Below are 17,558 nucleotides of genomic sequence, written 5' to 3'. Positions count from 1 at the left end.
TCACCAAATCAAGTCGCTTATTATTCTAACCATTATGCTGTTTTCGTAAGTGAGAATAAAGTCTGAGAATCACTGTTCCACTAGCCATTCCAATGGAAATCACCAAAGCCAACATAACAACCAAGGTTGCACTAGCAATGGCATGACTGTAATCTCCTGTCACAAAAAAGGCTGTTGTTCGATAAGAAAGATAACCCGGAACCAGAGGTGCCAAGATGGCTAAGATAAAGACCACAGCAGGTGTCTTATAAAGAATACTTAAAATCTGGCTGATACAAGAACCGATAATGGCTGCAATAAAAGTAGCCACAATAACATTGGTCGGTTCCTTTAGCAAGAGATAGATTAGCCAGACAGCCATGCCCAAAATCCCTCCAGGTAAGAGCATAGAGCGTTGCACATTGAGTACAATTAAAAAAGTGATAATAGCAAGAAGACTTGCTACTGCTTGTAATAAAAAGGTTGTTAGTGTCATATTAATTCATCAATACCAAGGCGACAGAAGTTCCCGCCCCTAAAGCAAGGGTAATGAGCAGGGATTCAAACATCTTACTCATACCAGAGTTTATGTGGTTGGTCATAATATCACGAACCGCATTGGTCAAGGCAATCCCTGGTACAAACGGCATAACCGCACCAGCTATAATCAAATCTGCCGTTGAAGGAAAACCTGTGTAGCGAGCCCAAAACTGGGCAATCATCCCAAAGACAAAAGCTCCAGCAAAGGCTGTCACAAAGGGAATTCGGATAAACTTCTCCACATAGAGGGAAAAGGCAAAACCAAATAAGGTAGCCACTCCTGCCCCAAGTGCGTCGTAGATATTTCCACTAAACATAATTGAAAAGAAAGGAGCACTAAAGGTCGCAGCCAAAGTTACCTGCAACTTAGTATAGGGAAGAGGTTGAGCTTGCAAGGCCGTCAATTGCTTAAAGGCTGTTTCTAAATCAAGCTTTCCACCTACTAACTGACGAGAAATCTGATTCACATCGCAGACTTTTTCAATGTTATAAGAAGAGGAAGTCACGCGTTTCATTCGCGAAATATTGGTATTTTCAATCGAGAAAAAGATAGCGGCAGGCATGGCAAGAACATTGCAATCCACAATCCCCTGCGAATGCGCAATACGGATCATGGTATCTTCTACACGATGAATCTCTGAGCCACTTTTGAGAAGAATGGTTCCAGCTAACATAATCACATCGATGACGGCATTTAATTCTCTTGATTCTTCCATGCATTCCTCCTTTTATCAACTCCTTCTATTCTATCACAAATCCGGACTCAAAAAAAATCTTTGCCATGAAATCATGACAAAGATTCTAGTATCACTATGGATTATCTGGGGAAGTATCTCCTCGTTGTGAATTACCTTGCGAGTTTCCTTGTGTTGGGGAGGTTTCTGCATTCCCCGGCTCGTTAGGTTTCCGAGAAGAACTAGACGACGAAGAGGATGAGGATGAAGATGTTGAAGAAGTACGAGTTTGTTTTGCTTTATAAATAGAAATTTTAACACGAGTGGTGTTCAAATCTACCTTTTCAGCCGGTTTTGGACTTTGCTCTACAACAGTCCCCTCAGCAGTTCCTTCAGGAGCTTTAGACACTTCTACAACTTCGATATTAGCTTTTTTAATGTCATATATCTCTGTAAGATTATTGACTGCAAATTCTCGACTAGAACCAATATAGCTTGGCATTGAAATAGAATTCACCTTCTTAGCGACTGTCAAAACTATTTGAGTTGCCTTGCTAAGATCATAGGTTGTTCCCTCCGGTAAACTTTGTTTCATGATTGTACCGGCTTCGATTTCGTTGGATTCTTCTTCCTCAATCTTAATCAGATTTTCTGGAACCTTCTTACCCTTCAATTCTGCCACTACATCACTGGACTTTCTTCCGAGATAATTTCCGAGTTGGAAAGACTGCTGACCAGAAGACACAATCAAATTAATTTTTGTTCCTTCTTTACGTGTTTTACCAGCTTCAGGGTCTGTACGAATAACCCGACCTTCTTCAACCTTATCACTGGCCTCTGATTTTTCTTCACCAACCTCAAAATTGGCTTTCTTAAGCGCTTCTTTAGCCTCAGCAACCGTCTGACCTGCTACATTTGGAATAGCAATGGTAGCAGGCGTTCTATATAAAATCCATACTAAGGATGCCACAACCAACAAGAAGGTCGCAAATAAAATTGGATAACGTGCTTTCATGCGACGCCGTTTGGCTGGCTTGGGAGTAGGTGCTGTTTTTTCTGTCTGATGAGCCTGGGGGTTAGGTTGAGGGCGTCCCTCTTGTACCGGAGCTTTAGGAATAGAAGTCAGCGTACTTTGCGGAACTTTAGGCAAAGTTTTGGTATCCGCCTTAGTCGCAGCATCAAAGACTAACTTTGATTCATTGCGACGATTGTAAGACAAACTGCTAGACAAATCCACATACATCTCAGCAACTGATTTGTAGCGATCTGTTAATTTCTTTGCTGTTGCCTTGATAACAACATTCTCTAAAGCCTGAGGCACAGATGGATTTTCAGCTATAACCGATGGCAGTGGTTTCTGGAAATGCTGGAGGGCGATGGTCACTGCACTATCCCCATCGTAAGGAATATGACCTGTCAGCATCTCATAGAAAATAATCCCCATGGCATAGATATCACTCTGCACAGTTGCTTTAGAACCACGCGCCTGCTCTGGCGATAAATAATGAACCGAACCCAGCATTGAGTTAGTCTGAGTCAAACTCGTCTCTGCAAAGGCTACTGCAATCCCAAAGTCTGTAACCTTGGCAGTCCCATCTGGGGTCAAAAGGATATTTTGCGGTTTCAAATCCCTGTGAACAATTCCTCGAGTATGGGCTAAGCGCATAGCCAAGAGGATTTGTCCCATGATTCGAATCGCTTCTTCATTTGAAAGAGGGTGATGTTCCTTGATATAGCGTTTGAGGTCTAATCCAGCAACATATTCCATTGCGAGATACTGTTGTCCCTCTTCTTCACCGATATCTGTAATCCGAACGATATGAGGATGGTCCAGATCTGCCATGGCTCTCGCTTCCCGCTGAAAACGAGCCACTGCAATAGGATCTGTTTGGTAGTTGGTCCTCAGGACCTTCACTGCCACTTCTTCACCGTCCAAAATCAAATCCTTGGCCAAATAGACATCTGCCATGCCTCCTCGACCAATTTGTTTGATAATCCGATACCGCCCGGCAAAAATTTTGCCGATTTGGATCATTCTGTTGCCTCCTCATTAACAGCAATAAGGGCAACTGTGATATTGTCTAAACCACCTGCATTGTTGGCAAAACGAATCAAGGTTGCTGCCTTATCTGCCAAAGAAATATCGCTGGTTACAATATCAGAAATCTCACTGCCTGAAATCATATTTGTCAAGCCATCACTATTGAGTAAGAGATAGTCTCCCGGCTCAAGGGTAATCATTCCAAAATCAGGCTGAATTTCATCTTTTTGACCAATTGACTGGGTAATAATGTTTTTCTGTGGATGGCTAGCAGCTTCTTCAGGTGTCAATTGACCTGCCTTAAGCAATTCATTGACTAAAGAATGGTCGCTCGTTAACTGGTGGTATTCTTCTCCACGAATCAAACCGATACGAGAATCCCCAATGTGGGCATAGATAGCTTGATTATCAATAATGGCTACAGCCTCAAGGGTTGTTCCCATTCCTTTATAGGCTTCATTTTGTCCCAATTGGTTAATCCTTTGATTTTCAATCTCAAGGTTGTTAGCAAACCATTCACGCACTTCATTAACTGTATCGATTTGAGTATCTACCCAAGCTACACCTAGGTCTGTTACCGCCATTTCACTAGCGATATTCCCTGCACGATGACCTCCCATACCATCAGCTAGGATAATCATGGTACGTCCAGCTCTATTGACATAGTGGTTGACATAGTCTTGGTTATTTGTTCGTTTCTGACCAACATCTGTTAATAATGAAATTTCCATGTGTTAGTTCCTTCCTAATCCGATATCTTGCGAAATTGACTGATGAAGAATCCATCACTTCCATACAATTCAGGTGTGATGAGGATACAGCCATCTTTCATGATATCCTTACATTCATGTTCTAGTGTTACCTGCTCAAATTCAGGATGACTTTCTAAAAATGCCTGTACGACTTGAAAGTTCTCTTCTGAGACTATAGTACAGGTACTATAAGTTATTATACCACCTTTGCGTAGTGTTTGACAAACACTACCTAATATTTCTAGCTGAATTTCCTGCAAGGACGCGAAATCTGCCGTTTCTTTATTGTATTTGATGTCTGGTTTTCGGCGCAGAAGACCGATTCCTGAACAGGGAGCATCCACCAAAATCTTATCAAAAGAATCCTGACCAAAAAACTCATGTACCTTTCTGGCATCCAATTTTTGCCTTTGAATCCGATCTGCAACCCCTAGACGTTGGGCGTTTTCTTGAATTAAGTCCAACTTATGGTCGTACAAGTCCAGAGCAGTAACCTGACCTGTCGTGAGATAAGAGGCTATATGGGCTGTTTTCCCACCCGGAGCAGCACAGGCATCTAGAACCTGCTCATGCCCTTTTAAATCAAGCGTCGGAGCAACCAGCTGACTAGACTCGTCTTGGATAGTAATAGCCCCCTCTGAAAATAGGTCATGTCCCGCAAAGTGGCCTTGCTCCTTAACCAGACCAGAAACAGACAAAGGTGAAGCACTGGCCTCCAACAAGGTTTGGATTTCCTCTTTTCGGTTTAAATCAGTCACACGAATACTGGCCTTGTTGCGCACCAAAAGACTTTCAAAAATAGCTTGCGCTCGCTCCTCTCCGTATTCTTCCTTGAGCTTGGCAACTAGCCAAACTGGGAGAGAATAGGCAATGGAATCACGCTTGTTTTTTCGTTTGATGCTGGTGATATCTGGCCAGCCTTCACGTAGAATACGACGAAGGACGGCGTTGACCAATTTTTCACTGCCTTTTTTACGGACTTTGGCCAATTCTACTGCTTCATTGACCACAGCATGGTCTGGAATCTTGTCCAAATAGCGGAGTTGGTAGGCACTCATGAGGAGAAGGACGTAGAGCCAGCTGTCTAACTGATCTCTGTCTTCGATAAAGTGGGATAGGTACCATTCCAGAGTCAGTTTACGGGCTACCGTTCCATAGACCAGCTCGGTCGCCAAACCCTTGTCTGCTGCTGAAAGTTGGCTTCCCTTGAGATGCTTATTTAAGGCGATGTTTGAGTATGCTTGGTTGATAAAGACATCCTCTAATACTGCTAGGGCTAGACTTCTAGCTGTTTCTACTTTAGTCACCAAATCGTTCTCCTACTGTCAATGTCCGTCCAACACCGTTGAGGAAGGAAGCAATGTCCATCTTAGGTTTGCCTGCTGGCTGCACTTGTTTGAGAGACAGAGCTCCTACTGCCGTTGCGACAATTAATTCTTTCTTGCCAATAGAGAGGATTTCACCTGGATTTCCCTGACCTTCTACTGACAAGGCTTCATAAATTTTAAAGCGGTCGCCTTTAAGGAAAGTGTGGGCAACAGGCCAGGGGTTCATTCCACGGATTTGGTTAAAGAGTTGGCGATTGCTTTTAGTCCAATCCAGTTTTTCTTCTTCTGGCTTGATATTTGGAGAGAAAGTAACCTGACTTGGATCCTGCGGTTCAGGTTTAATATCACCAGCAATATAGGCAGGCAGGGTATCCAGGAGCAAATCACGACCAACTAGCGCCAATTTCTCAAACAAGGTGCCGACATTGTCCTCATCCGTAATCGGAATACTACGACGAGAAATCATATCTCCTGCATCCATTTCCTTAACCATTTCCATAATGGTCACACCAGCTTCCTCATCCCCTTGAATCAAGGCATAATGGATAGGCGCACCACCACGGTGTTTAGGAAGGAGGGAGGCGTGAACATTGACAGCAAAGTCCATGCTATCAAGGAGTTTACTTGGGAGAAACTGCCCAAAAGCAGCAGTCACAATTCCATCTGCTCCTAGCTGCATAATAGTTTCCATCTCTGGACTTCCAGATAGTTTTTCAGGTTGGTAGATAGGAAGTCCTGCCTCTTTGGCAGCTTGTTTAACTGGGGTTTCCTGGATCACTTTTTTACGTCCGACAGCACGGTCTGGCTGGGTCACAACGGCTAGAATTTCGTAACGGTCATCTGTCAAAAGCCCTTTTAAAACTGTTGCTGAAAAGTCGGGTGTCCCCATAAAGATTAATTTTGTCATATCTTCTCCTTCTTATAAAAATTGCTGTGGCTCATGGTCAATGCTGAGACGAAGCTCACTATTTTCCCGTTCTTGAGTCAAGGCCAAGACCTGATTGAGGGTCGGCCCCAGCTCATCTTCTAAACGGTATTTAATCAAAATCTGATAATGATAGAGGTTGTGGGTACGAGCAATGGGTTTGGGCGTTGGCCCAAGAATGTTACTGATCTCTGACAATCCTGACCGCAAAATGTTCATAACTTCATAAGCACGTTTGACCACCTCTTCCTCTTTCTTGTGAGAAAGGGTAATGCCAATGGTGAAATAGTAAGGCGGATAACCAAGTTGTCGTCTGATTCCCATTTCATAGGCATAAAAACCTTCGTAATCCTGATCCTTTGCAAATCGAATAGCGTAGTGCTGCGGATTGTAAGACTGAATCAAGACCTGCCCAGCTTTTTCAGCACGACCTGCCCGGCCTGCAACCTGAGTCAAAAGTTGGAAGGTTCTCTCAGAAGAACGGAAGTCTGGCAAATTCAAAGCCGTATCCGCATTGAGCACTCCGACTAAAGTCACATTTGGAAAATCCAATCCCTTGGCAATCATCTGAGTACCTAGTAAAATATCTGCTTCCCCTCTACCAAACTGGTCAAGCAGAGCTTGATGACTACCTTTCTTACGAGTCGTGTCCACATCCATCCGCAAAATGTGGGCCTGCGGAAAGAGTTCTGCCAGCTCATCATAAGCCTTCTGTGTCCCTGTCCCATAGTAACGAATACTTCGGCTCTTACAGTTAGGACAGACCTGAGGAATGTCCTTCGAAAAACCACAATAATGGCAGTTCATGGTCTTGGTATCCATGTGCAAGGTCAAGGAAATGTCACAGTTAGGACAAGTATCCACGGTCCCACACTCCCGACACATAACAAAGCTAGAATAACCACGACGATTGAGCATAAGAACCACCTGCTCTTTTTTAGCCAGACGATCCTGAATCGCTTCTAGCAAAGGTGGCGTAAAGTTTGACGTCTCGTTTTGTCCGATATAGTCCCGAAAATCAATCACTTGAACCTCAGGAATCCTAGCCAAAGGATTGGCCCGTTGGGTCAGACGTAAGTGTTGATAGACGCCTTTGCCAGCCCGAGCACGGCTTTCCAGACTAGGAGTTGCTGAACCAAGTACCAGAGCTGCTTGATTGTACTGGGCCCTCAAAATAGCTACATCCCGGGCGTGGTATCGGGGATTGCTGTCCTGCTTATAAGTCGCTTCATGCTCTTCATCAATAATCATGACACCCAGATTTTTCAGCGGAGCAAAGATGGCCGATCTGGCACCAACCACAACTTGGGCATCGCCGCGTTCCACCTTGCGCCATTCATCATACTTTTCACCATTGGACAAGCCTGAGTGAAGAATGGCCACCTTGTCCCCAAAACGAGCAATAAAACGCTCCGTCATCTGTGGAGTCAAGGAAATCTCAGGCACCAGCAAAATAGCTGTCTTGCTCTTGTCCAAAGCCCCTTGTATAATCTGCAAATAAACCTCGGTCTTCCCACTTCCTGTAATCCCTTGAAGGAGGAAGGGAGGCTGATGACTGCCAATCGCACTCACAACCGCATCACGCGCCTGTCTTTGCTCTGGATTTAACTCCAAAGGTCTACTTGCTTCAATTCCTTCAAAATAAGCAGCCGAGCGTTGGACTTCCTTTTGAACTATGGTCACAGCACCTCGTTCCACAAAGAAGTTAACTTGCTCCCTCGAATAGAACTCTAGCAAACTAGCCAAGGAAGCACTCTCAGGATGAGAAAGCAAATAGTCTCTCAGTTCTAACTTTTTCTTGGCGCGTGTAGAAATCTCTACACTTTCTAATTGAGCAAGGTCAACCTCATACCAAGACTGGGTCTTGACCTTCTTTTGATCAATCGCCTGATATTCTAGACCAAGCAGGCCTTTTCTAGTCAAACGCATCATTTCAGCTTGCTTACCTAAATCTAGAGAAGAAAAGGCAAGCGAATCTTCTGAACCAAACAAGCGCTCTCGGTCTTCCTGACTCAGACCTGCCATAGGATAGAGAATTTTGTCATAGCTAGAGTTCAGAAACCCTGGTAACATAGCCTTGAGGATAGAAATTTTATAGGAAAAGACGGATTTACGGAGCTCCTCAGCCAGCCAGAGTTGTTCTTGCGTGAGAACAGGGGAAAAATCCAGTACCTCGGCAATATCTTTTAAATCTTGCTCCATCTCTTCTTCATCCAATTGGGACTCCAAACCAAGAACAATCCCTTGAATCAGGCGATTTCCCTTACCAAAAGGCACATGAACTCGCATCCCAACTTCCAGCATTCCCTCAAATTCCTCAGGAATCCTGTAACTATAGGGCTGGTCCGTCTGCATCAAGGGCACATCTACAATAATCTTGGCTATGGGCATCTTCTCACCTCCTCCTTGTCAGTACATTCTTGCAATAGAAAAAATAAGATTGAGTCCCCCCAACCTTAAATTTTTTCACCATCTTCTTTTTCTTTAGCGATTTGCTCTTTGATTTTCTTTTCTTCTTCTTCTTTGCGGCGTTTTTCTTCTTCGATACGGCGACGCACTGCTTCACGTTTTCCTTCTGGATCTGGGTGAATTGTAACGTTTCCTGATTCGATTTCTTCTAAAGCGCGAAGAGTTGATTTTTCAGACTTGAAACCTTGAGTTGCTGGAGCACCTGCTTCCAATTCGTGGGCACGTTTTGCTTCCAAGATTACGAGTGAATATTTTGAAGGAACCTTGTCGAGCAAGGTATCAATAGAGGGTTTTAACATCATTTGCTTGTACCTATTTTCTAAATTTTATCGGGTAGTTGGAGACTTTGGTAACATCTCCTGATAGTGACCAATGACACGATCCACACGGAAGTGCTCTGCTTCGATCACACGTTTGACACGCTCAGCAGCTAGGGGCACCTGATCGTTGACAATCGCATAATCATACTCACGCATAAGGGCAATTTCTTCCTTGGCCTTTTCGATTCGTTGGGCAATCACTTCTGCACTGTCTGTTCCACGTCCTACCAAACGATCTTGCAATTCATCCAAATCTGGTGGTGTCAGGAAGATAAAGACAGCATCTGGAACCTTTTTCTTGACTTGAAGAGCTCCTTGAACTTCAATTTCAAGGAAAACATCGATCCCCTTGTCCAAGGTTTCATTGACATAGGTCAGAGGAGTGCCATAGTAGTTGCCGACATATTCTGCGTATTCCAACATCTGTCCTTGACGAATCAGCTCTTCAAATTCTTCACGAGTACGGAAGAAATAGTCCACTCCGTCCACTTCACCAGGACGTTGTGCGCGTGTCGTCATCGATACAGAGTATTGAAATTGGTTTTCAGAACTCTCAAAAATCTCTCTTCTAACCGTTCCTTTTCCAACCCCTGAAGGACCAGAAAAAACGATTAGTAAGCCTCGGTCTGCCATTGTGTCTCCTTTAGTCAGTCTGTGAAATAACATTTCTCTAGAATAATGACAAAAAGCCAGATTATCCTTTACAGTCTTTCTATCTAGTGTAACAAAAAAGCAGTAATTTTTCAACTGCTCTTTCTTATTTATTTAGCATAATCTACTGCACGAAGCTCGCGAATCACGGTTACCTTTATATTTCCTGGGTAATCGAGATTGTTTTCAATTTTCTCACGAACTTTGTGAGCCAAGATTGTGACTTTGTCGTCCTTGATTTGTCCTGGATTGACCATGATACGAATTTCACGTCCTGCTTGAAGGGCAAAGCTAGTTTGTACTCCTTCAAAGCCGTTAGCAATTTCTTCCAAATCATGAAGACGCTTGATATAGCTTTCAAGAGACTCACTACGAGCACCTGGACGGGCCGCACTCAAGGCATCTGCTGCAGCGACGATCACTGCAATGACGCTCTCAGCTTCGACATCGCCGTGGTGGCTAGCAATCGTATTCACCACAACTGGGTGTTCCTTGTACTTACGAGCCAATTCCATACCGATTTCAACGTGACTACCTTCAACCTCGCGGTCAATAGCTTTCCCGATATCGTGAAGGAATCCAGCACGACGGGCAAGAGCCGCATTTTCACCAAGTTCGCTCGCCATGATACCAGCCAACTTAGCAACCTCAATCGAATGACGCAAGACATTTTGTCCATAAGAAGTACGGAACTGCAGACGTCCCATAATCTTCATCAAGTCTGGATGAAGGTTTGGCGCACCAATCTCATAGGCTGCTGCCTCACCGTATTCACGGATCTTATTATCAATCTCTTGACGGTTTTTCTCAACCAACTCTTCGATACGAGCTGGGTGAATACGACCATCTTTGAGCAACATTTCCATAGTCATACGGGCAATCTCACGACGAATCGGATCAAATCCTGACAAGGTCACCACTTCTGGTGTATCGTCGATAATCACATCAACCCCAGTCAAACTTTCAAAGGTGCGAATGTTACGACCTTCACGACCAATAATGCGTCCCTTCATAGTATCGTCTGGCAGATGAACCGTTGAGTTTGTTGACTCCGCTACATATTCACCAGCAATACGTTGCATAGCTTGAACTAAGATGTCCTTGGCCATTTTGTCAGAACGTTCCTTGACCTCTTGCTCAGCTTCGCGAATGCGGCTAGCAATCTCCTTGGTCAAGTTTTCCTCTGTCTGTGCCAAGATAATATCTCGTGCTTCTGCCTGAGACAGGGCACCAATACGCTCTAGTTCTGCTTCTTTTTGTCTTTCGACTTCCTCTAATTGCTCTTCACGCGCATCAAGGTTTTTCGCTCTATCAGAAATACTTTGTTCTTTTTGTTCAAGTGTTTGTTCTTTACTCGTCAAATTGTCGTCCTTACGGTCAAGGCTAGTAGCTCTCTCTGTCAAACGACTTTCGATTTGTTTGAGTTCTTGACGTTCTGATTTGAATTCAGCGTCCACTTCTTCACGGTATTTTCTGGCTTCTTCTTTGGCCTCCAATAGTGCTTCTTTTTTAAGAGACTTGCTTTCACGTTTGGCTTCATTAACCAATAAATCCGCTTCACGTTCAGCTTGTCCACGTAAATTAGTTGCTTCTTGTTCAGCATTTAAAAGCATCAACTCTGCAGCTTCCTGAGATGATTTCATCTTGGCTGAGATGCTGACATATCCAATGACTAAACCAATGATGACGGCAAAAACAGCAATCGCAAGCGACATGATTTCCATGTTTTTACCTCATTTTATTGTTATTCCGAATGACATACATTCTTTTACATTCTACCATAAAAAAGTGATTTTCACAAACCTAAAATAGAATATGTTTTGGGGAAATTGGAATGCATTTACCTAAAATTTATTAGTGCAATCTCTATTTCTTAGAAGTTATAGCTTAGTAAAAATTATAGAAAAGGCCCACCTTTCAGTAGACTTAGTAATGATCTTTGAAAGACAAGAAAGCCACGCTATCTCCATCCATCATATAAATCAAGCGATTTTCTGCGTCGATACGACGTGACCAGGCTCCTTGGTAGTCATACTTGAGTGGTTCTGGCTTACCTATTCCTGTAAAGGGATCACGTTGAATATCCTTGATTAGTTTATTGATTCTTTTTAACGTTTTCTTGTCCTGAGTTTGCCAGTAGCAATAATCTGCCCACGCATCTTCTGTAAACTTGAGTAGCATTCATCATTCCTCAATAACATGGACCTGAGTGCTTCCAGCACGAACTTGAGCCATTCCTCGCAAGACCTTGTCAGATAGTTCCTTGTTTTGAGCGATTCTCAGAGTTTCTTGAATACTATCCCACTCGCTCTTTGAAAGGACTACAATGTCCTCGTCTGGATTTTTATTGACCACCGTCAAAGGCTCAAATTCATCATTTACCTTCTTCATGTAGTCTTTTAAATGATTTCGGAATGTTGAGTAAAGAACTGCTTCCATAACCATACCTCGTTTTACCTCTTTTCCACTATTATACACAAAAAGAAAGAAATTGTCAGGAACTTGTACAAGATTTTCTTTTCTATCTATTTATACTCAATGAAAATCAAAGAGCAAACTAGGAAACTAGCCGCAGACTGTACTTGAGTACGGCAAGGCGACGTTGACGTGGTTTGAATTTGATTTTCGAAGAGTATTATTCGTAAAAAATCTCAAAAAGCCTACCTTTCAGTAGACTTAGTTTGTTTCTATTCTAATGGGTACTCGGCCGAAATTCTGCTCTGCTATACTTGGTTGTCCCAGTTGGTAAATCTGGTCTGCTTTTTGAGTCATAGCATCCCAAGGTTCTTTGCCAATTCGGCTGACTAGATAGACCTGCCCTTTCAGAGACTTGAGATGTTGTCTGCCTTTTTCGGTAAAACCAAGGACATGAATGGCTTCTGGCAAATCACTTTCTCTAGCTTGCACCAAGATATAGGTCAAAAGGCGTCTGACACGCGCCTTAGTGTAACGTTTGGTGGCAACCGCCTCGACCAAGTCTTCCACAGACTGGGCTGTCTTGATGGCATCCTTGATGCGCACAGCCATTTCTTGATTGACCTGATAGATAGTAGTTAGGTCGGGATTTGACAAGATTTGATAGCGGAGCAAAGGAAAATAGTCGTCCCAACTCACCTTATTAGCATTTTCAAAGATGTCAACCGAAGGCATAAAGCGTTCTAAGAAATCTTTGTCCCTCTGGTGCTGACGGAGGGCTGTCGCCGAGGCAAAGTCCACATCCTTATCCACAGAATGGTAACCAGCGCCCTGACGTTGAATCGGATGCAGCTTGATGTTTCGTCCAGCAACCGCCTTGACATAGGCCAGAGCAAGAACATGATTGGGCGTATTGCCTGAAAAATCAAGACCTGCAAATTCCTTCCACATGGCTTGGGTTTTCTGTGGGTAGGAAAGAGAATCAGGCAGATTTTCCACAAATTTCTCCATCTCAGCACCCTGCTCTGTGTATAAGTCAGTAATTTTCTGGTAATCCAGAACTTCTTCTGTCCCAAAAACTAGGCTATCAATACCCAACCTAGCCAAGATATCCACAGCTCCTTGGCCGAAAAAATCTGCTGCCTGAACACTGACTAAAAAGGGCAATTCTACTACCAAATCTGCGCCATTTTCCAGAGCCATCTGGGCTCGTGTCCACTTATCCACGATAGCAGGTTCTCCACGCTGCATGAAATTCCCTGACATAGCCACAATTTTCAGCCCCTCTGCCTGATCCAGCAGGTATTTGTGCCCATTATGAAAGGGATTAAACTCCGCGATAATACCTGTGATGGTCATGATAATCTCCTACTTCTGCGCGACAAAAAACCAACGGGTGCTGGTTTCTGTCGGTTCCTTGTCCTCAAAGTCCGCATAGAGTTTGAAGGACTTGAATCCGGCCTGTTCTAGCAAAATATCATAGGTCCGCTCCTCATGCACTTCATCGTGACGACTAAAGGAGCCGTCAGACTCCTTGACAAAGAAAGTCAACTCATGCACGATGGAGTGAGGAGCTTCGTCCTCGTAGGTATCCCAGAGCATGGCAAAATCTTCTGCATTTTCATGGTAAGAATAGCCTGGAAAAACTTCATCTATCTGGTAGGTGGAATGCACATCAAAGATAAAGACCCCATCCTCATTGAGGGCATTATAAACTTCCTTAAAGACGTCTCCGACTTCCACCTCATCCTGCATGTAGCAGATAGAGTCCGAATAACAGGTGACAAAATCATATTTACCTGCCTTGGACAAATCCAGCATATTACCTTCAATAAATTCAATCTTTTGCCTGGCGGAAGTTGCTCTCTTCTCAGCAATCTTCAACATATCCCCACTCAAGTCAAGTCCAGTCACATCAAAACCAGCTTGAGAAAAGCGGACAGACTGGATACCTGTTCCACAAGCCAATTCCAAGAGTTTCTTTCTCTCCTTGGTCTTTGGCAAATGACGGAGGGAAAAATCCGTCCATTTATCGTATAAACTGTCATCCATGACCGCATCATAGACCGCCGCAAAGGTTTCATAAGTTGCCATAATCATGATACAAAGAGCTCCATGATAAACACCACTAGCCCTTTACCTTTCCATCAATTTCTTTTAAAATAAGCAAAGAAACCCAGTTGACTGCAACTGAGTTCATCTTCTAGGCAAGAGCTTCTGAAATATCTACTGAATCTGCCTCATGCCAGAGTTTTTCTAGGTTATAGTGGGCACGCATTTCTTCTGAGAAGATATGCACAACAACCCCACCGAGATCTAGCAAGACCCAGCCTCCAGCTGCATCGCCTTCGACATGGCTTCCTTTAAAACCCGCTTCCGCTACTTTTTCACGGATATTGTCAGCGATAGCGTCCAACTGACGGCTATTCATTGAGCTAGTGATAACAAAGTAGTCAGTCACGCTAGTCAAATCTTGTACATCAAGTGCGAGGATATCCTCCGCACGTTTCTCATCAGCCGCTTTCACGACTAGTTCTAGTAATTCTTTTTCGTTCATTTAGTCCTCTTTCAAATAGTGCACAAAGGCGTTATAGGTTTCAAGGGTTTGGGGATAGATGGGGAATCCCTGATGGGCTAGATGCTCCACGGTACGAGCTGTTTCGTAGGCCACTGCCTTATTGAGCGATAGACTTGCAATCTCCCGCGCCACATCTACTCCAGGAAAGGCTCGATTGTGCTCAATATAGTCTGCCACATAGATAACCTTATCTAGGCCTGTCATCTGACCAGCCCCAACTGTATGGATTTCAATAGCTCGTAGAATTTCAGAATCATGCAAATTCAAATCTTCCTGAATCTTGTAGATGCCAACCATACCATGCCAGACATTATTGCCCCAGTTTTTGAGGTCAGGGTCTAGCTGATAACGGTCAATCAAGTCCAGAAATTCCTGATCTGACAACTTCTTAGCATAGTCATGAAGAAGACCTGCTAGCCCTGCTTTCTCGGCATCAACTCCAAATCGCTGAGCCAGTTCTATGGCTGCACGCTCCACACCCAAACAATGGGTTAAGCGTTTTTCAGGTAGAAGCTCTGCCATTTTTTCCAACAAAGCCTCACGGGAGCAGTTGATATAGTCTTGATAGGCCATCAGTAGAGCCCCTCCTTCTCGATGTAGTCTAGCACAGGCTGAGGTAGGAGAAAGTTAGGTTTCCGACCTTGGGCAAGGAAGCCACGCACCATGCTGGACGAGATATCCATGAGAGGCACATCCACCCAGATAACTGGATAAGAAGTCCCTGCCTTGTAGCGTGGGCGCTGAACTCCCACAAACTGAACCATATCAACCAGTTCATCAATTCGGTACCACTTAGGCAGATAGTCCACCATATCGGCACCGATGATAAAGTAATAATCCGTATCTGGATTCTTCTCTGTTAAAATCTTCATGGTGTCGTAGGTATAGGAAATGCCCTTGCGCTCCAACTCAATAGTTTCAATATTCAGACCTTCAATCCCCTCAATCGCCAACTCAAGCATCTTGAGACGATGGTGTTCAGGGATTGTTTCCTTTTTATCTACATGAGGAGGTTGGTATTCAGGCATAAGCAGAACTTGATCTAGTCCCAACTGTTGCCGTACTTGGTCCGCAACAATGAGATGAGCATTGTGAACAGGGTTAAAATTCCCCCCTAAAATCCCGACTTGTTTGCGTTTTTTCTCCTTGATTTCTGGCTCCAACTCTACCTTGGTAAAGGGAGTCAATAATTCGATTGCCATAGGCTAGTCTCCTTTATTTCTCTGTAAAAACAGTTATTTGGAGTATCGTTTTTAGATTTCTTTGACTTTTTTAGAAATCTTGCGATTTTCTTTCTTGCTGGATTGTTTAAACAAAATCAAGATTCGTCCGATTTTTTGGACTGTGTCCACACCGATTTCTTCTTCCAAAATTTCAGCTACTTCGTGGATATTTTCATCGGTGTTTTGCAAAAGAGTCACCTTGATCAATTCACGGGCATCAAGAGCTTGACGGACGCTGGTTTTGATTTGGTCGTTGAGTCCATTTTTTCCGATTTGGATGATGGGTTTGAGGGTGTGTGCCTGGCTGTTGAGGAAGGCACGTTGTTTTGATGTTAATGACATAATTTCTTTAAAAGAGTTTCTTTTTATACTTTTCTGAAGTGGTGACGGACGTCAGCAAAGTCCTTTGGACTTTCATGACTAAAATTTGAGCCTAAGGTCTCAAATTTTCCGCAGTTGGTACAATCACTTGTACCAACTGACACCACAGTGAAAAGTATTCGCTGTGGGCTCTCAGGGCACGCACGAATTTAGACAACCCTTTCCTTTCTGTGTTTAAATAATTGCTTTTCGTGTGACGACGGCGACGCCTTCTGGTGCCCAGACGGCGACTTTGGCTGTGCCTGTTACACGGATCCAGCCTAGTCCTGAGATAACTAGGTCTGTCTTTTCCTTAATGTTAAATACATGCTGAACTAGTTTTGGAAAATCTTCTTTTTCCTTACTATTTGGTGGTGTTAGAAGGTTTCCAAGATGCTTGTCGTAAAAGGCACTAGCGCCTTCTAGCTTGGTACGGTGGAGTTTGAGTTCATTGTCAAAGAAAGCAGTAAATCCTTGTTTTTCTCCTGATATAAAGTCAAAACGTCCGAGACCTCCTAAAAACAGAGTTTGTTCAGGATTGAGCTGATAGGTTTTAGGTTTGATTTCCTTTTTAGGACTGACATACTTGAGGTTTTTGGCCGTCAAGTAGTGGGCCATCTGGTGGCGGTGGATAATCCCCGGCGTATCGTAGATATATGACCCATCATCGAGCGGAATCTCAATCTTGTCCAAGGTTGTCCCTGGGAAGCGCGAAGTCGTGATGACATTCTGGTCACCCGTGATTTCTTGGATAATGGCATTGATGAGGGTTGATTTTCCAACGTTTGTCACGCCAACGACATAGACATCACGGCCCTTACGGTAGTGTTCAATCTTGTCAATGACTTCCTTAATAGCATGTTTGTTTTGGGCCGAAGTTAGGACGACATCAACTGGACGAAGTCCTTCTTCGTGGGCACGTTCCATGAGCCACTGGCTAATCTTGCCTGGTTTAACAGACTTGGGCAAGATATCTTTTTTATTTCCCACCAAGAGGACATCATTGCCCGAGACAAAACGTGGCAAACCTGGGATAACAGAGCCATTAAAATCAAAGATATCAATGACATTGACCACTAAGGCATCACTGTCTCCCACCTCGTGCAAGAGCTTGAGGAAATCATCGTCCGTCAACTGGACATCTGTGATTTCATTGTAATGACGGAGACGGAAACAGCGTTGGCAATAGACTTCGCCAGTCTCCAAACCTTTTTCGAGTGCCGACTGGGGGGTAAATCCAAGACCAGCCTTGTCTGTCGTCTGAATGGTTGCTCCACAACCAATACAGAGAATTTCTTCCATA

General features: G+C 43.8%; 19 protein-coding genes. All 19 read right to left on the bottom strand.

Going from position 1 to position 17,558, the window contains the following annotated elements:
• Nucleotides 1–25 precede the first annotated feature (25 nt).
• Nucleotides 26–475, bottom strand: a complete 450-nt coding sequence (locus K1I71_RS02930) for a threonine/serine exporter family protein (protein ID WP_223330176.1) — start codon at nucleotides 473–475, stop codon at nucleotides 26–28.
• 1 nt (nucleotide 476) lies between these two features.
• Complete coding sequence (locus K1I71_RS02925) at nucleotides 477–1,235, bottom strand: threonine/serine exporter family protein (protein ID WP_084925579.1); 759 nt, start codon at nucleotides 1,233–1,235, stop codon at nucleotides 477–479.
• Nucleotides 1,236–1,329: 94 nt separating this feature from the next.
• A complete protein-coding gene (gene pknB, locus K1I71_RS02920; protein ID WP_223330175.1) occupies nucleotides 1,330–3,228 on the bottom strand; it encodes a Stk1 family PASTA domain-containing Ser/Thr kinase in 1,899 nt (632 codons plus the stop codon).
• Nucleotides 3,225–3,965, bottom strand: a complete 741-nt coding sequence (locus K1I71_RS02915; protein WP_033685450.1) for a Stp1/IreP family PP2C-type Ser/Thr phosphatase — start codon at nucleotides 3,963–3,965, stop codon at nucleotides 3,225–3,227. The genes pknB and K1I71_RS02915 overlap by 4 nt, the downstream gene beginning before the upstream one ends.
• A 14-nt stretch (nucleotides 3,966–3,979) precedes the next feature.
• Entirely contained in the window at nucleotides 3,980–5,293 is a 1,314-nt protein-coding gene (gene rsmB / locus K1I71_RS02910) for a 16S rRNA (cytosine(967)-C(5))-methyltransferase RsmB (RefSeq protein ID WP_033686526.1), read from the bottom strand.
• On the bottom strand, nucleotides 5,286–6,221 hold the full coding sequence (gene fmt, locus K1I71_RS02905; RefSeq protein ID WP_223330174.1) for a methionyl-tRNA formyltransferase: 936 nt from the start codon (nucleotides 6,219–6,221) through the stop codon (nucleotides 5,286–5,288). The genes rsmB and fmt overlap by 8 nt, the downstream gene beginning before the upstream one ends.
• A gap of 12 nt (nucleotides 6,222–6,233) precedes the next feature.
• Nucleotides 6,234–8,630 (bottom strand): primosomal protein N', encoded by a 2,397-nt coding sequence (locus K1I71_RS02900; protein WP_223330173.1) that lies wholly within the window; start codon nucleotides 8,628–8,630, stop codon nucleotides 6,234–6,236.
• Nucleotides 8,631–8,695: 65 nt separating this feature from the next.
• A complete protein-coding gene (gene rpoZ / locus K1I71_RS02895; RefSeq protein WP_000979235.1) occupies nucleotides 8,696–9,010 on the bottom strand; it encodes a DNA-directed RNA polymerase subunit omega in 315 nt (104 codons plus the stop codon).
• Between the two features lie 24 nt (nucleotides 9,011–9,034).
• Entirely contained in the window at nucleotides 9,035–9,661 is a 627-nt protein-coding gene (gene gmk / locus K1I71_RS02890; protein WP_000775041.1) for a guanylate kinase, read from the bottom strand.
• Between the two features lie 128 nt (nucleotides 9,662–9,789).
• Nucleotides 9,790–11,403, bottom strand: a complete 1,614-nt coding sequence (locus K1I71_RS02885) for a ribonuclease Y (protein ID WP_000404936.1) — start codon at nucleotides 11,401–11,403, stop codon at nucleotides 9,790–9,792.
• Between the two features lie 202 nt (nucleotides 11,404–11,605).
• Entirely contained in the window at nucleotides 11,606–11,860 is a 255-nt protein-coding gene (locus tag K1I71_RS02880; protein ID WP_000924730.1) for a Txe/YoeB family addiction module toxin, read from the bottom strand.
• Nucleotides 11,861–11,863: 3 nt separating this feature from the next.
• A complete protein-coding gene (locus K1I71_RS02875; protein WP_000388572.1) occupies nucleotides 11,864–12,118 on the bottom strand; it encodes a type II toxin-antitoxin system Phd/YefM family antitoxin in 255 nt (84 codons plus the stop codon).
• A 237-nt stretch (nucleotides 12,119–12,355) separates the two neighbouring features.
• Nucleotides 12,356–13,453 carry a nucleotidyltransferase gene (locus tag K1I71_RS02870; protein WP_223330172.1) on the bottom strand — a complete coding sequence of 366 codons (1,098 nt, stop codon included), beginning with the start codon at nucleotides 13,451–13,453 and terminating at the stop codon, nucleotides 12,356–12,358.
• Nucleotides 13,454–13,462: 9 nt separating this feature from the next.
• On the bottom strand, nucleotides 13,463–14,188 hold the full coding sequence (locus K1I71_RS02865; protein WP_223330189.1) for a class I SAM-dependent DNA methyltransferase: 726 nt from the start codon (nucleotides 14,186–14,188) through the stop codon (nucleotides 13,463–13,465).
• Between the two features lie 109 nt (nucleotides 14,189–14,297).
• A complete protein-coding gene (gene rsfS / locus K1I71_RS02860) occupies nucleotides 14,298–14,651 on the bottom strand; it encodes a ribosome silencing factor (protein ID WP_084974231.1) in 354 nt (117 codons plus the stop codon).
• Nucleotides 14,652–15,245 carry a bis(5'-nucleosyl)-tetraphosphatase (symmetrical) YqeK gene (gene yqeK / locus K1I71_RS02855; RefSeq protein ID WP_223330171.1) on the bottom strand — a complete coding sequence of 198 codons (594 nt, stop codon included), beginning with the start codon at nucleotides 15,243–15,245 and terminating at the stop codon, nucleotides 14,652–14,654. It abuts the gene before it with no gap.
• On the bottom strand, nucleotides 15,245–15,874 hold the full coding sequence (locus K1I71_RS02850; protein ID WP_223330170.1) for a nicotinate-nucleotide adenylyltransferase: 630 nt from the start codon (nucleotides 15,872–15,874) through the stop codon (nucleotides 15,245–15,247). The genes yqeK and K1I71_RS02850 overlap by 1 nt, the downstream gene beginning before the upstream one ends.
• 51 nt (nucleotides 15,875–15,925) lie before the next feature.
• Nucleotides 15,926–16,237 (bottom strand): ribosome assembly RNA-binding protein YhbY, encoded by a 312-nt coding sequence (gene yhbY / locus K1I71_RS02845; RefSeq protein ID WP_000060169.1) that lies wholly within the window; start codon nucleotides 16,235–16,237, stop codon nucleotides 15,926–15,928.
• A gap of 213 nt (nucleotides 16,238–16,450) precedes the next feature.
• A complete protein-coding gene (gene yqeH, locus K1I71_RS02840; protein WP_223330169.1) occupies nucleotides 16,451–17,557 on the bottom strand; it encodes a ribosome biogenesis GTPase YqeH in 1,107 nt (368 codons plus the stop codon).
• Nucleotide 17,558 lies beyond the last annotated feature (1 nt).

This window comes from Streptococcus mitis (assembly GCF_019929545.1).
GTDB lineage: Bacteria > Bacillota > Bacilli > Lactobacillales > Streptococcaceae > Streptococcus > Streptococcus mitis_BU.
The sequence above is the reverse complement of the archived record's forward strand: the minus strand, read 5'-3'. Positions and strand labels throughout refer to the sequence as shown.